Origin of the sequence: Phytoactinopolyspora halophila, assembly GCF_003287285.1 — a bacterium.
Lineage (GTDB): Bacteria > Actinomycetota > Actinomycetes > Jiangellales > Jiangellaceae > Phytoactinopolyspora_A > Phytoactinopolyspora_A halophila.
Genome location: NZ_QMIG01000013.1, coordinates 47,041 through 62,460, shown reverse-complemented (window position 1 = coordinate 62,460; position 15,420 = coordinate 47,041). Strand labels below are relative to the sequence as shown.

Here is a 15,420-nt window from a genome sequence, read left to right as displayed (position 1 = left end):
GCACATCGACCATCCCCAGATCACATCGGCCGGAACCGCCATCGGGTAGCGACGGCCTCGTCGTCGGTGGGCATGCAGAACGCCGTGTGCGGAATGACGCGATGGACCCGGTACGGCGGAGGACCCGCCGTCGGGGCGCCATCTGCCCAGAGCGCACCGTCATGGACCTCCGGCCGCCACCCGTACTTCGCATCGTATGCGCTCGCGATCTTCCTCACCGTGTCGTCGCCGGTGACGATCGTGATGCTGCCCTCCACCACAAGATCGAAATCGTCGCTGCTGCCGGTGACCACGATCCGCGGATCGCCTTGCAGGTTCCGCGCCTTCCTTGTCCGCTCGTTCGCGCAGAAGTGAACCGCACCGTCGACCACCACCCCCAACACCGGGACCGCGTGCGGCCGGCCGTCAGGATGCACCGTGGCGACCCAATACGTCGGCACACTCGTCAAACTGGACAGCGCCCGCGTCCACGGCATCGGCGTGGACACGCTGCTGTCGGGCTGCTGCAGATCGCCCCACGACAGCGACGTTCTCATCGGCTCGGCACTCACCGGCTCGATGACGCGCTGCTCGTCACTCATACGTGTCCTCCTTCTCTGTCGCCGTGTGCTCCTCCCCAGATAGACCAGCCGATCGTCCGATATTCATCGCCGCCACCGACCACCTCTCGGCAGCCCTCGTCGCCACTGCCCGCTACCTCTCCGCTACCTCTCCACTACCCCGTCACCACTACCGACCATCTCCGCCACACCATCGCCCCCATCAACCGTCTCTGGGCCACACCATCGCCCCCATCAACCGTCTCTGGGCCACGCTCATCTCGCCGCCGGCACCAGCGGATGGTCTGCACTCATACACACTCGCTGCACCGACTCCCTGCACGCTGAACGCGCCTGCCGTGCACGCTGAGCGTACGGACCATGCACGTTGACTGCATCGGCCGTGCACGCTCACTGCACCTGCCATGCACGTTGAGTACCCCCGGATCGATCACGGAAAGCGCTTGCCAACGTGAACTCACCGTGCACGGCACCCTCTCGCAAGCCCCCGCTCTCGTGAGCCATCGCTCTCGGAGCTGGCCGCTTCCGTAAAGGTGCCACCAGGCAACGAACCCGCTGCCATCTGCGGGGACGCTCAGACAACGCACCGTGGTCGCTGCGGCTCGCAGCTCGACCGCCGTACCCACGCACAGCCGGTCCTCTCGGCCGTGCACGCTCACTGCACCGGCCATGCACGTTGAGTACCCCCGAATCGATCACGGAAAGCGCTTGCCAACGTGAACTCACCGTGCAAGGCGCTCCGCGGGAGGCAAGCCGGGTCATCAGCGGGGGAAGGCAGAGCGCGTAGGAACGGGCAGAGCGCGTAGGAACGGGCAGAGCGCGCGGGAACAGACGGAGCGCGCGGGAACAGGCAGAGCGCGTAGGAACGGGCAGAGCGCGTAGGAACGGGCGGGGCGCGCGGGAACAGGCGAGGCGCGCGGGAACAGGCGGCCGGGTCATCAGCGAAGACTGCTATGCGCGCCCCGCATCGCCACGGTCTACACCAGCTCAGGTGTGCTTGTGCACCGCTTGCGGGCGCAAGGTCATCGAGGCTGCCGCACCCGGCCATGTGGAGGGCGCTCGCCGGCGCTAGCAGCAGCGGCTCACGTGGCCGCTGCCGTCAACGACGCCAGCTCAGGTGCGGCGCAACAGTGCCAGATACATCGCGTCGGTGCCGTGCACATGTGGCCACAGCTGAACATCCGGGCCCGAGCCCAGATCCGGAACTCCAGGCAGATACGGACGCGCGTCGACGCGCTCGATGTCGTCGTTCCGGCGCAGGATGTCTTCCACGACGGTGACCGTCTCGGCCAGGTGCGGTGAGCACGTGATGTATCCGACGACGCCGCCCGGACGCACCGCCCGTACCGCCGCCTGGAGCAGCGCGGTCTGCAACGGCCGGAGCTGGGCGATGTCCGACGGTGTCCGCCGCCACCGCGCTTCGGGGCGGCGGCGCAGCGCTCCGAGCCCGGAGCAGGGTGCGTCCAGCAGCACCCGATCGTAGCTCCCGTCTTGCCACTGCTCGTCGGTCGCGTCGCCCACCACCACGGAATGCTCGCCTGGTGCACCACGCAGCGCCTGCTCCACCAGTCTCGCCCGGTGCGGATGCTGATCGAGCGCCACGAGCTGCGCTCCTCGCTGATGGGCGAGACCGGCCAGCACGGCTGCCTTGCCTCCGGGCCCGGCACACATGTCCAGCCAGCGCGCGTCGTCGCCTTCGACGGGGACTCCAGTCACTGCAAGGGTGACTAGCTGGCTCCCCTCGTCCTGGACTCCCGCCCGGCCGGCCTTAACCGCGTCGAGGCGTCCGGGGTCTCCGGAGTCAAGCACCGCGCCATAGGGCGACCACCGGGTCGGCTGCGCGCCAGCGGCCGTCAGCTCCGCGACGTCGCCGCGGGCGGGCCACGCCGCCAGGACGACGCTCGCCGGTTCATTGTTCGCCGCGAGGCAGGATTCGAGCGCATCCGCCTGGTCTCGTGATCCGGATCCCGGGCCGTACCGATTCAGTGAGTCCCGCAGCGCCCGCACGATCCACGGCGGATGCGCGTACCGGAAGGCCAGGAATCCTTCCGGATCGGCATCGCGTGACGGCGCCAGCTCGTGCGTCCACGCGTCGAGATCGTGCTCGCCGATCCTGCGCATCACGGCGTTGACGAACCGGCCCGCGCCGTCGCTGACCGTGGCGCGGACCAGATCCACCATCGTGGACACCGCCGCGTGGGCGGGGACCCGCATGGCCAGGGTCTGATGGGCACCCAGGCGGAGCACCTCGAGGACTCGCGGGTCCAGCTCACTCATCGTCCGGTCGATGCACGCCTCGATGATCTGGTCATAGATACCGAGCCCGCGCAAGGTGCCGTAGGTGAGTTCGGTGGCGAACGCAGCATCGCGGGTGTCGAGCCGGTAGCGGCGTATCAGGCCGGGAAGGGTGAGGTTCGCGTACGCGTCCTCGTCGGTGACCGCACGCAACGTCTCGTACGCGACCCGACGGGCAGGACGTCCCGAGCGGGTGCGCTCCTGGCCCGAGCGCTGCTTCGACCGCAGGTCCGAGCTTCGCGCCTTCCCGTCCTGTGCCTTGCCGCCCGAACGCTGCGTGCCTGCCGGGTTGGTGCCTCGTCCCCGGCCGGGCCCATCGGGCGTGCCCTGCGGCCTACGCGGCGTCGCCAAGACGCTCCCCCGTCTCCGGGCGCGTGCCGCGCGCCCAGGCGTCGGCTGGCATGGCCCGCTTGCCCTGTGGCTGCACGTCACCGAGGACGACGGCGTGGCTCCCCGTACCGACGTGGATGCGGCCCTTCTCGACCAGCATCGCCCCCGGCTCGAGGTCATGGCGGTCAGGTTCCAGCGCGATGGGGCCGATCTTGAGCCGCTCGCCCCGGAACGTCGTCCACGCACCGGGTGCGGGCGTGCACGCCCGCACGAGGCGGTCAATATGCAGCGCAGGAGAACTCCAGTCCACGGCGGCGTCCTCGACGGTGATCTTGGGTGCGTAGGATACGCCGTCGCCCTGCTGTGGTTCGGCGCGCAGCGTGCCGTCTTCGATGCCGTCGAGCGTGCGCACGAGAAGCTCGGCTCCCGACTCGGACAGCCGCTCGAGGACGTCCCCACTGGTGTCCGACGGCCGGATTTCCTCGGTGACCAGCCCGTAGACGGGGCCGGTGTCGAGCCCTTCCTCCAGGAGGAACGTCGTCGCACCGGTCATCTCGTCGCCGGCGAGTATCGCGTGCTGCACCGGGGCCGCGCCCCGCCAGGCCGGAAGGAGTGAGAAGTGCAGGTTCACCCAGCCGTGTTTCGGGATCTCCAGCGCCGCCGGAGGGATGAGCCCGCCGTAGGCCACGATGGGCGCGCAATCTGGGGCCAGCTCGCCGAGCCGGGCCAGGAACTCCGGATCGCGTGGCTTGGTCGGGGTGAGTACCTCGATACCTGCCTCGTCCGCAACGGCGCCGATCGGGCTGCGTGCCAGCTTGCGCCCGCGGCCGACGCGGGCATCTGGCCTGGTGAGAACGGCGACGACGGTGTGGCGTGAGGCCAGGAGCGCACGTAACGACGGGATCGCAGTCTCCGGGGTGCCGGCGAACAGAACGCGCATCGCTGATGAATCCTCGCCCGAGATGGTGACGGTTGGAAAACGGTTGGAAAGCTGAGGGTCACCACGATATCCGGCAGCCCCATACGGTTTCCGCCAGGGCCGCGTCCCGTGTCTACGCCGGGCGCACGCTCCGCGCGCCGCTGGATCGGCACCCGCAACACATGCAATCATCACACAATGAGTTGCCTTTATTGCATGTATTCGGGAGCGTGATGAAGCCCGCAGCGCCGCCAGCATTTCCGCTTCTGCGCTCGCAGATGCAGGCTGACCTGCTGGTCCGGTTGTTCATCGGGCAGGTTGAAGAGTCGGTATCGGACCTTGCCGCAGCCGTGGACGCACATGCGGGCAACGCACTGCGCGAGGTGGAACGGCTGGAACGTGGCGACATCGTTGTCACACGCCGTATTGGCCGAAGCAGGCTCGTCCGCGCCAACACTGACGCGCCCTTCTACCGCGCGCTGCACGAGCTCATCGTGGTCACGATGGGACCGGCACACGTGCTCACCGCCGCACTCGGAGGTTTGGAACGCGTCGCGTCCGCCAGCATCGTCGGTGCATGGGCGGCGTATCTGAACGGCGCCGGCGAGCCCGCGCCGACCGACGTCGAGCTGCTCGTCGTCGGCACGCCGGATCGCGACGATCTCGACCGCCGGGCCGCTCACGCGGCGCGGCGGCTCGGCAGTGAGGTGCTCACCACCGTCATCTCCCCCGCACAGTGGCGGCGCCCGCACGATCGGGTCGTGCGGGCGATCGCGTCGGGACCGCAGGTGCCGCTGCTGGCCGACCAGCTCCTGGAGCAACGGCACCCGCTGTCACCGGCGCGCGATACGGAATCAGAGCGACGTGGATTCCGCTTCTCCGTGATCGACTTGCTGGGCACACAGCCGGAACCGGACGGCCCGGACGATGCCAGGCCGGATGACGCCAGGCCGGATGACGCCAGGCCCGACGCCACCAAGCCGGGCGGCACCGGGCCCGACCGCACCGGGCCGTACGGCACCGGCGCGAACGCGAGTCCCGCCTCATCGGGCGGCGGGAACGACGCCGCCCGGGAGCAGGCCGAGCCCAGCCGCCGAAGCGGTCAAGCCTCGTAGCGATCAAGCACCAGAGCGGGCCGAGCCCGGTCGGCAGAGCCCGGCCGCCGGAGCAGTCAGCCGCCGGAGCAGTCAGGCGTCGTAGCGGTACCCGGTGGGTTCGTCACCCAGGTCCACGACTGCTGCCACCGGCCCGCCACCGTCGGGGCCCTGGTGCGCCGCCGACACGGACACGAACACGGCAGGATCGCCGGTGACCGAGGCGGAGACCCCGCCCACCGCCGCCTTGATCTGGCGGTGCCAGTGCACGTCCGAGTCGTCGAGCATGGCGTTGCGCCGGCCACGTACGGCGCCGTCCTGGCTGACCTCGCATTTCAGGAACACGTTGACGAGGCGGCCGTCGAGATCGCTGTGGTGTGGCCGTTCGGGCAGCTTCAGCCCGGCGTCACGAATCGCCGCCCAGATGCCGTCGGTATCCACGGCATCCTTCATCACCGAGTGCCCGATGCGGTAGCGGCCACCGACGCCGCGCGCGTTGCCGACGACGACTACCTGCGCCTGGTCCAGCTCGACACCGGACGAGCAGGATGCGACCGCCGAGTACAGGTCACGGCTGTGCATGACGTCGGCGTCGTCGGGCATGTCGATCTCGCCGAGCGCCACGCCGACACCGAGCGCCGTGCAGCCGTTCGACAGGTCCATGGATTCGTGCGTGTTCTCCGTCCACACCGACTTGCCGCGCGCCTTGGCGTCGCGGATGGTGTGGATGGTCAGCAGCGGAGTCTTCGTCTGCACGTAGTGCACGTCGGCCGGGTCGGTGATCCCCGCGCGTTCCATCGCGACCTGCACGGCATCGGAGACCTTCTGCACCATGCCGCGTCGCCCGATCTCTTCGGGCAACAGCGTCTCGCTCATCGCGAAGCCTACGGTCAGGCGCGGCTCGTCGGTCTGTTCGGCCTGCTCGCGCGGCACCGTCGCGAAGATCGTCGCGTGCGGGCTGATCACCCCGTCCGTTCCGCCCGACCATACGATCGGCACCTGCTTGACCTCGTCCTCGGTCCGCGTGCCTTTCGCCATGAGGACCTCGCGGAACGCGCGGTCGGCGATGATCCGGGTGTAGTCGTTGACGCCGCCGTTGCCCTCTGTCTTGCCCACTACGGCGATGACGCGATCCGCATCCAGTACACCCGAGTCGATGAGTTCGGCCAGTCCCGAAGCGTCACTGACGTGCTTGATGGCAACCTTGCGGACTTCGATCGGCTCAGGCATACCCGGCCACCTTTCGTACTCGTGTTTCCACTCTCGTGCACCCGTGCCGCCTTCCGGGCACGTACAGCTGGCCATCGGACGTGTGCTGGCGTCGGCTCATGCCGCCGGCACCACCGTCGTCCCGACGTCGTCGCTTACCGCGTCAGCGATACGGCCGAGCGAGGTGATCACCGCACGCCGTCCGCCGTTCTCCACGAAGCGACAGCACGCCTCCACCTTGGGTCCCATGCTGCCACCGGCGAAGTGGCCCTCGGCGGCATGTTTACGCATGGTCGGAACGTCCACCAGCCCCAGGGCGCGCTCGCGCGGCGTGCCGTAGTCGAGCACGGCGCCGTCGACGTCCGTCGCGATGACCAGCGTGTCGACGTCCAGCATGCGGGCGAGCAGCGCCGCTCCGAGATCTTTGTCGATGACGGCTTCCACGCCGCGCACCGTGCCATCGGGGTCGCGAACGACGGGAATGCCACCCCCGCCGTTGGCGACGACGACGAATCCGGCGCGGATCAGCGCGGACACGGCCGGCGCGTCGAGGATCTCGCGTGGCTCGGGGCTCGCGACCATCCGGCGCCAGCCGCGCTCTCCACGATCCTCCCAGACCTGGCCGTGCTCGATCAGCACCTGGGCTTCGTCGCGCGGCAAGTAACGCCCGATCGGCTTGGTGGGGTTGGCGAGGCCGGGGTCATCCGCGTCCACCCGGGCACGCGTGACCACCGCCGCGGCCTGGCGGTCGATGCCGCGCCCATGCAACGCACGCTGCAGGGCGTTGACGGTGACGAACCCGATGGTTCCCTGGGTCTGCGCCCCGCACCAGTCCAGCGTCACCGGTGGGACGACCGAGGCGGCGAGCTCGTTTTTGACCAGGAGGTTGCCGACTTGCGGGCCGTTGCCGTGGGTGAGGACGACGTCGACGCCGCTGGCGATGAGATCGGCAACGGGTTCCATCGCTTGGGTGATTGCGGTGATCTGGTCCTCCGGGCGCGCGTGGCCCTCCGGCGACGTCATCGCATTGCCACCCAGCGCGATCAGCACTCGCACGCGTCTTACCTCCTCAACCCGGCTACTGGCCGGTCAATCCCGGCGGTCTCGGTGGACGGACAGCCGTGCTTCGAGCCTAGGGAGTCGGCCGGGACGCCACGATGGTGAGGTTCGCCCAAACGACGACGATGTTTCGGCACCAATCACCAATTCTGTGATCATGAACACTTTCCCGCCCTGTGGCGGGTCGAATCGTTCATGATCATGCTGGGGAGGGCTCCGAGATCCCCGGGTCAGCTCAAGTGGCGGTAGCGTCGCGACCGTGCTGCCCGGCGCTCGGCCGGGTCCATCTCAAGCAGCCGGACCAGCTCGTGCTGCAGGACATGCCCGACCCGGCGGCAGTAGTCCTCCGGCTCGTCCGCCGCGTCGTCGTGCTCGGCGACGATCCGGTCCACGATCCCCTGCCGCAGCAGGTCGAGCGAGCGCACACCTTGGGCAGCCGCGACATCGGGCGCGTACTCGGTGGTCCGGTACATGATCGCACTGGCCCCCTCGGGCGGCAGCGGGGACAGCCATGCGTGCTGGGCACACAGCACGCGGTCGGCCGGCATCAGCGCCAGGGCGCCGCCACCGCTCCCCTCGCCCAGCAACAGGCACAGCGTGGGCGCCTCCAGCATGACCAGTTCGGCCAGGCAACGGGCGATCTCCCCGGCCATGCCACCCTCCTCGGCCGTCTTCGACAGCGCAGCTCCGGGCGTGTCGATCACGGACACCAGTGGCAGGCCGAGCTCGTGCGCCAGGCGCATGCCCCGGCGCGCCTCCCGCAACGCGCCTGGCCCCATGGGACCCGCCGCGGCCTGGCCACGCCGGTCTTGCCCGAGCACGACGCAGGGAGCGCCACCGAAGCGGGCCAGCGCCAGCAACAGGCCGGGATCGAGCTCCCCCTCGCCGGTGCCGTTCAGCGGCACGACGTCCGTGGCCGCGACCCGCAGCAGCCGGCGCACCCCGGGCCGCTCGGGCCGGCGGGAGCGGAACACCGATTCCCACGCGGGGATGTCGTCCAGCGGTTCCTTGGGCAGTTCCGGCACCGGGGGCAGCCCCTCACGCGGGGCCATCAGCACCGTCAGCGCCCGGTCGGCGATGCCGGCGAGTTCCTCCGCGGGCAGCACCGCGTCGAGAAGGCCGTGCGCGTAGAGGTTCTCCGCGACCTGCACTCCCTCGGGAAACGGGCGTTCGTAGAGTGCCTCGTACACGCGCGGTCCGAGGAAGCCGATCAGCGCGCCCGGCTCGCCCACGGTGACGTGTCCCAGCGACCCCCACGACGCCAGCACCCCGCCCGTCGTCGGATGTCGCAGGTAAACCAGGAAAGGCAGTCCGGCGGAGCGGTGCGCCACGACCGCATCGGTGATCTTCACCATCTGGACGAACGCGAGCGTGCCTTCCTGCATGCGGGTCCCGCCCGACACGGGCGCGGCCAGCAATGGCAGGCCCTCGGCCGTGGCGCGTTCGATGCTGCGGGTGAGCCGGTCGGCCGCCGCCACGCCGATCGAGCCGCCCAGGAAGCGGAACTCGCACGCCGCCACGGCCACGCGGCGGCCGTTGATCCGTCCCTCCCCCGTCACCACGGCCTCGTCCAGCCCGCTGCGTTCTCGTGCGGTGGCGAGCTCGGCAGCGTACGCGCTGTCGGCGGCGACGTCGGGCAGCTCGGTGTCCCAGCGGATGAACGAGCCGTCGTCCAGGACGAGCTCGATCAGCTCCACAGCACCCCGTCTCTCGGTCACACCATCCACTCCCGTCCATGCGTCCTCCGCTGATCATCGGCGATTTTGCGGCCCGAGACGGGCAAAATCGCCGATGATCAGCGGAGGGTGATCAGGGGGATTCGTCCAGCCAGGCCCGCACGGACTCGTCGTGCTCGCCGAGCATGGGCGGTGCGACGTGCTCGCGCGGCTGCCCGCCGTCCACCCGCAAGGGCGGTCCCGGCAGCTGCATCGAGCCGAGCACGGGGTGCTCGACATCGATGAGCAGGCCCTGCGAACGCGTCTGATCCCACTCGTAGACCTGATCGAGCGTGCGCACCTTGCCGCTCGCGATGCCCGCCTTCTCCAGCAGATCCAGCCAGTGGTCGGTGCTCGCCGCCGCGAACGTGCGCTCGATCTCGCCGATGAGCTCCTGGCGGTTCTGCACCCGATCGGCGTTCGTGGCGAACCGGGAATCGTCCGGATCGAGGCCGACGATGCCGGCGAACGCGCGCCACTGGGTCTCGCTGCCGACGGCCACCTGCAAGGCCCCATCGGCCGCCTGGAACAACCCGTACGGCGCGATCGACGCGTGATGGTTGCCGGTACCTTCCGGAACATCTCCGGCGACGGTCCACCGGGTGCCCTGGAAGGCGTGCACGCCGACGACGGATGCCAGCAGCGACGTCCGCACCACCCGGCCCTTGCCGGTCCGTTCCCGTTCGAGAAGCGCGGCCAGCACGCCGCTGGTGCCGTACATACCGGACAGCAAGTCCGCGATCGGCACCCCGACCTTGGTGGGCTGTCCGGGCTCGCCGGTGATGCTCATCAGCCCGGCCTCGCCCTGCGCGATCTGGTCGTAGCCGGCGCGGCCGCCTTCCGGGCCGTCGTGCCCGAACCCGGTGATGGACAGGATGACGAGCTTCGGGTTGATCTCGTGCAGCCGCTCGACGCCGAACCCGAGCCGGTCGAGGACGCCGGTGCGGAAGTTCTCCACGAGCACGTCGGCCCGCTGCACCAGCCGGGTCAGGAAGTCGCGCCCCTCGTCGCTCTTGAGATCGGCAGTGACCGACTCCTTGTTGCGGTTGCACGACAGGTAGTACGTGGACATCCGCTGCTCGGCGGAGCCAACAAACGGCGGACCCCAGCCGCGGGAATCGTCGCCGTGCTCCGGCGCCTCCACTTTGATCACCCGCGCACCGAGGTCGCCGAGCATCATGCCCGCATGCGGTCCGGCCAGCGCACGCGACATGTCCACGACGACGTACCCGGCGAGCGGCCCGCCTCCGGTTGCGCTCTCGACGTCGTCCACCGGATCACCTCCGATACCAGTATGCCGACTGAATTTCCTGACCGAACCACCCGTTCCAGACGTTCGGCATGCTTCGCGATTCCGGTAGCCGCGGGCGGACGTACCCGGCTAACGTGCGAACGTGATCACTACCGACCACGGGCAGCTGCCGCGCCGCCGCGCTCTGGGACTCCTGGCCGCCACCGTGGGTGTCCCGCTCGCCGGAGGCGGCATCACCTCGGCACGCGCATTCGCGCAGACGTCGTCGAGCTCCGATACCGATGCCGGCGAGACGTGGTCCGCGCTCCTGGCCGGCAACGCCCGCTTCGCCGGCGGGACGCCCCGCCACCCCCGCACCGACCCCGGCCGGCGCGCGTCGCTGGTGGACGGCCAGAACCCGGTCGCCACCGTACTCGGCTGTGCCGACTCCCGGGTTCCGCCGGAGCTCGTCTTCGACCAGGGACTCGGCGATCTGTTCACCGTCCGCTCGGCGGGCGAGGTCCTGGACGAGGCGGTGCTCGGCAGCCTCGAGTTCGGTATCGAGCACCTGCGCACACCCCTCACGGTGGTGCTCGGCCACGCGCGGTGCGGGGCGGTCACCGCGGCCATCGACGTGGTCCGTGGCGGCCCGGTCCCGCGAGGTGATGTCGCCGCGCTGGTGCAGGCCATCGAACCGGCCGTGCGCAGCGTGCCCGACGATCCCGACGACGACGCGTTTCGCGCCGCGTGTATCGACGAACAGACGCGCCGCGTGGCGGCCGCGCTGCCCCACCGATCGTCGATCATCCGCGAGGCCATCGAGCACCAGGAGACGCGGGTCGTCGCCGCGGTCTACGACCTCGCCAGCGGGCTGGTGCACGAGCTGGGATAACACGAGCCGCCCTCAGGGCCAGTCGACCGGTGCGGCCGCTGCCCCGCCGGACAGCTGGGCATACCCCGGCCCCCGGTCGAAGAACGGATCGTCGCTATCGCGCTGTGCCCGCATGCGCATGCGCAGCTCGCCGGTCGCGGCCTCGTCGGCCTTCGGATCGTCGGCGGTTCCGTGCACCACGACGCCGTAGTCGGCACGAGCACCGTGGATCGACACCTTGCGCCAGCGGATGTCGCGCAGCACCTCGTCGACGGGCCGCTCCAGCGGGTCTCCCCAGCCCCCGCCGCCGGTGGTGCGAATCCGGATCACCTCACCCGCGACGACGGGTTCGGCGTCGGCCAGCGCGTCGACGCCGCGTTCGTTGGGTCCGCCGGGGTCGATGGTGACCTGAAACGGACGCCCGGCACCGCCGCCCTTGACGCCCCAGCACGACAGGATCGAGCGGTCGGCAATCGACATGAAGTGCGCGTCGCGCAGCATCCGGATGTGCTTCTCGTATCCGAGCCCACCCCGGTAGCGGCCGGGGCCTCCGGAGTCGAGGGCGAGACCCAGGCGCTCGACGACGAACGGGAACCGCGACTCGCTGAACTCCGTGGGCAGGTTGCGCGAGTCGGGAACGACGTGAATGGTGTCCTCGCCGTCGGCGTAGTAGCGCCCGCCCGAGCCACCGCCCAGCACCTCGCGCATGAGGTACGGGCGCCCGTCGGCGTCCTCGCCGTAGACGCCGGTGTAGCGGATGGTCTCCTGATCGGCGGGCATGTGGCCGTCGACGGCCTTGGCGATCGTGCCGGCCAGCACGCCAAGCAGCCGCAGGATGACGAACGTGCGCGCGTTGGTCGGAGCCGGGAAGATCGGGGTGAGCAGCGTTCCCTTCGGCGGGAAGCGCATGTCGATCAGCGGCACGATGCCCTCGTTGACGTCGAGCTCGGCCATGCGCTCCGGGCTGTCCGCGAGATTGCGCAGGATCGGGGCGAGCCATTTCTTGAGGAACACGCCGTCGGCGTAATCACCACAGTGGTTGATCGGCCCCTTGGCCTGCGGCCCGGTACCGGTGAAGTCGATGGTCAGCTTCGGCCCGCCGACGGACTCGTCGTGGTCGACCTTGGTCAGCGTGATCCGCTGGGTGTGCAGTTTCGGTTCGTCCACGCCGTCGTGCTCGGCGTAGTCCTCCCACACGTACGTGCCCGCCGGGATCTTCGACAGGACCTCGCGCTGGAATGTACGCGTCGTCTGGTCCAGGACCGCGTCGAAACTCGCCTCCACGGTGTCCTTGCCATACCGCTCGAACAGCTCGGCCATCCGCCGGGCACCCATGAGGCAGGCGGCGCACTCGGCATCGAGGTCGGCGGCGAGCGACTCCGGCGTCCGCGAGTTCCGCGTCATGATCTTCAGTGCAGCCTCGTTCGGCACGCCCTGATCCCACAGCTTGATCGGCGGCACCATCAGGCCCTCTTCGAACACGCTGGTGGCGTGCGAGGGCATCGACCCCGGCACGGCGCCGCCGATGTCGTCATGGTGGCCGAACGCCTGCACGAACGCGACCACCTCGGGGCCGTTACCGGAGTCGTGGAAGACCGGGGCGGTCACGCACAGATCGGGAAGGTGCCCGATGCCGCCTTCGGAGAGGTAGACGTCGTTGTGGAAGAAGACGTCGCCGGGCCGCATCGTCTCGATCGGGTAATCGCGCGCCACCGGGTGCACCAGCGCCGAGTACGAACGCCCGGTGAGCTTGCGCAGGTGGCGGTCGTGGATCCCGGCCCGATAGTCGTGCGCGTCGCGGATCATCGGCGAGCGCGAGGTGCGCCCGATCGCGGTTTCCACCTCCTTCTCCACCGACGCGAGGTAGCCCTCGACGATCTCCACCATGACGGGGTCGACGTCGACGCCCTCGGTGAGCCGGTACGGCCTGCCCGTCACCTCGCCACCTCCCGTGTCTCGTTCCTGTCGCCTGTTTCCTGCGGATCGCGCGTGATCACGAGGTTGCCGAAGCGGTCGACCTCGACCCGGAAACCCGGATGCACGGGAACGGTCGAGCCGAACTCCTCGATGATGGCCGGGCCGAGCACGACGTCGCCGGCGCCCAGCCGGGCCCGGTCGTAGACCAGGGCGTCGATCCAGTCTTCGAAGTACACCGGGCGATGTCCGCTCGGCTCGGCGCCCGTACCGGGGTCGAGTTCCACCATCTCGGGCTTTCTGATCGGCCCGATGCCGGTGACCCGCACGTTCACCCACTCGACTTCTTGCTGGCGATCACCGCGGAAGTCGTAGCCGTAGAGCTTGCGGTGCTCGGCGTGGAACGCCTCCGCGACGGCGTCAGCCAGCTCGGGCGTCAACGGCCCGTCGGGAATCTCCACCCGCACCTCGAACGCCTGGCCGAAGTAGCGCAGATCGGCCGTGCGCACGAACCGGCGCTCGGCGGGCCCGAATCCCTCACGGTGCAGGGCCGTCTCGGCCTCGGACTGCAAACCGTCCAGGATCTTCGCGGTCTCGGCGAGATCCAGCGCGTCGTGGCGAGAAACGGCCGTGCGCACGTAGTCGTTGCGCACGTCCACGGTGAGCAGGCCGTAGGCGGAGAGGTTGCCCGGATTGGGCGGGACCAGCACGCCACCCAGGCCGAGGATGTCGGCGAGACGGCAAGCCAGTAACGAACCCGACCCGCCGAAGCTGACCAGCGTGAAGTCGCGCACGTCGAGACCGCGCTGCACCGTAATCTGGCGCAGCGCGTTCGCCTGGTTCCACGCCGAGATCTCCAGCACGCCCGCCGCGCACGGCTCCAGGTCGAGGTTGAGACGCTCGGCCAGGCCACCGATCCCGTCCCGGGCGGCATCGACATCCAGCGGGATCTCGCCCCCGAGCAGGTGCGGCGGGATCCGGCCCAGCACGACATGCGCGTCGGTGATCGTGGGATCGGTGCCTCCGCTGCCGTAACAGATGGGGCCAGGATCGGCGCCGGCCGAGTGCGGGCCGACCTTGAGCGTGCCCTCGGGGCTGATCCATGCGATCGATCCACCACCGGCGCCGACAGTGACGACGTCGATCATGGGGATCTTGCTCGGATACGCACCGACCGTGCCTTCGGTGGTCAGCGCCGGATGGCCGTCGACCACGACGGTAACGTCCGTCGACGTGCCGCCCCCGTCGAGCGTGAGCACGCTGTCGTGGCCCGCGGCCCGACCGACGACGGCGGCGCCCAGGGCACCGGCGGCCGGCCCGGACAGTACGGTGGAGATCGGCTGGTCGGCCACCTCCTCGGCAGACAGCACGCCGCCGTTGGACTTCATGACGTAGAAGGGCAGGCTCGTGCCGTCGGTGACGAGCTCGTCGAGCCGCCGGCGGATGTTTCCCACGTAGCGGCGGATACTCGGTTTGACCGCGGCGTCCACCAGCGTCGTGACACTGCGCTCGTACTCGCGGTACTCGCGCAGCACATCGGAGGAGATCGACACCGTCGCCTCGGGGTGCTCCCGGGCCAGGACATCGCGCATGCGCAGCTCGTGCTCGGGGTTGGCATACGAATGCAGGAAACTCACGCCAATGGTGGTGATGCCGTGATCGCGGAAGAACCGGGCGGCGGCGATCGCGGCATCCTCGTCGAACGGCCGGATCTGCGTGCCGTCGTGCGCGAGCCGCCCGCCGACGGTGCGCACCCGATCAGCCGGGACGATCCGCGGCGGCTTGACCCAGAAGTAGCTGTTGCCGTAACCGTCCGGCACCGACTGCCGGGCGATCTCGAGCATGTGCTCGTAGCCCTCCGTGGTGATGAACCCGAGGTCGTCCACCTTGCCTTCGAGCAGCTTGTTCGTGGCGACGGTGGTGCCGTGGCTGACGGCGGAGATCGCCCCCGTCCCGGCATCAAGCGTGGTCAGCACCTTCTGGATGCCCGCCATGAAGCCGTCGGCAGGATCGGACGGGGTGGACGGGGTCTTCGTCGTCACCTGCCAGCCAGTGTCCTCGTCCACGGCGACGACGTCGGTGAACGTCCCCCCGGTGTCGATCCCCACGCGGATCCTGGACGGCATGCGGGCTCCCTCCTCGTGCCTGTCCGTGGCGCTCTCACTCGCGATTCAACCGGGCAGAAGTTGCCAGACGCGTCGGCAACTCCTGCCAAGGTTTCCG

The 15,420-nt window shown here is 69.6% G+C and carries 11 protein-coding genes; 2 read left to right on the top strand and 9 right to left on the bottom strand.

What is annotated here, in order from left to right; genetic code table 11:
* Positions 1-20 precede the first annotated feature (20 nt).
* The 3 genes from DPM12_RS12935 to fmt all read right to left on the bottom strand — a co-directional run bounded on the left by DPM12_RS12935 (position 21) and on the right by fmt (position 4,125).
* On the bottom strand, positions 21-581 hold the full coding sequence (locus DPM12_RS12935; RefSeq protein WP_112258744.1) for a pyridoxamine 5'-phosphate oxidase family protein: 561 nt from the start codon (positions 579-581) through the stop codon (positions 21-23).
* A 1,092-nt stretch (positions 582-1,673) separates the two neighbouring features.
* Positions 1,674-3,083 carry an RsmB/NOP family class I SAM-dependent RNA methyltransferase gene (locus DPM12_RS12930; RefSeq protein ID WP_112258802.1) on the bottom strand — a complete coding sequence of 470 codons (1,410 nt, stop codon included), beginning with the start codon at positions 3,081-3,083 and terminating at the stop codon, positions 1,674-1,676.
* A gap of 106 nt (positions 3,084-3,189) precedes the next feature.
* Positions 3,190-4,125, bottom strand: a complete 936-nt coding sequence (gene fmt / locus DPM12_RS12925; protein ID WP_112258743.1) for a methionyl-tRNA formyltransferase — start codon at positions 4,123-4,125, stop codon at positions 3,190-3,192.
* A gap of 209 nt (positions 4,126-4,334) precedes the next feature.
* Between fmt and DPM12_RS12920 the strand changes: the two genes are divergently transcribed.
* Entirely contained in the window at positions 4,335-5,219 is an 885-nt protein-coding gene (locus DPM12_RS12920) for a helix-turn-helix domain-containing protein (RefSeq protein WP_123788442.1), read from the top strand.
* Positions 5,220-5,291: 72 nt separating this feature from the next.
* On the opposite strand, the gene bar is transcribed toward DPM12_RS12920, so the two are convergent.
* The 4 genes from bar to DPM12_RS12900 all read right to left on the bottom strand — a co-directional run bounded on the left by bar (position 5,292) and on the right by DPM12_RS12900 (position 10,454).
* The gene (gene bar / locus DPM12_RS12915) at positions 5,292-6,428 is read right to left on the bottom strand and encodes a barbiturase (protein ID WP_112258741.1); all 1,137 of its coding nucleotides are present in this window, start codon (positions 6,426-6,428) and stop codon (positions 5,292-5,294) included.
* A gap of 96 nt (positions 6,429-6,524) precedes the next feature.
* Positions 6,525-7,463 carry a carbamate kinase gene (locus tag DPM12_RS12910; protein WP_112258740.1) on the bottom strand — a complete coding sequence of 313 codons (939 nt, stop codon included), beginning with the start codon at positions 7,461-7,463 and terminating at the stop codon, positions 6,525-6,527.
* A 233-nt stretch (positions 7,464-7,696) separates the two neighbouring features.
* A complete protein-coding gene (locus DPM12_RS12905) occupies positions 7,697-9,184 on the bottom strand; it encodes a carboxyl transferase domain-containing protein (RefSeq protein ID WP_112258801.1) in 1,488 nt (495 codons plus the stop codon).
* 91 nt (positions 9,185-9,275) lie between these two features.
* Positions 9,276-10,454 (bottom strand): CaiB/BaiF CoA transferase family protein, encoded by a 1,179-nt coding sequence (locus DPM12_RS12900; RefSeq protein WP_211658935.1) that lies wholly within the window; start codon positions 10,452-10,454, stop codon positions 9,276-9,278.
* Between the two features lie 121 nt (positions 10,455-10,575).
* On the opposite strand from DPM12_RS12900, the gene DPM12_RS12895 reads away from it, so the two are divergent.
* A complete protein-coding gene (locus tag DPM12_RS12895) occupies positions 10,576-11,304 on the top strand; it encodes a carbonic anhydrase (RefSeq protein WP_112258739.1) in 729 nt (242 codons plus the stop codon).
* A 12-nt stretch (positions 11,305-11,316) separates the two neighbouring features.
* Here the strand turns inward: DPM12_RS12895 and DPM12_RS12890 are convergent, their stop codons facing one another.
* Positions 11,317-13,170: a hydantoinase B/oxoprolinase family protein gene (locus tag DPM12_RS12890; protein WP_112258799.1), complete on the bottom strand. Its 1,854-nt coding sequence runs from the start codon at positions 13,168-13,170 to the stop codon at positions 11,317-11,319.
* Positions 13,171-13,217: 47 nt separating this feature from the next.
* Positions 13,218-15,323 carry a hydantoinase/oxoprolinase family protein gene (locus tag DPM12_RS12885; protein WP_112258738.1) on the bottom strand — a complete coding sequence of 702 codons (2,106 nt, stop codon included), beginning with the start codon at positions 15,321-15,323 and terminating at the stop codon, positions 13,218-13,220.
* Between the last annotated feature and the right edge of the window lie 97 nt (positions 15,324-15,420).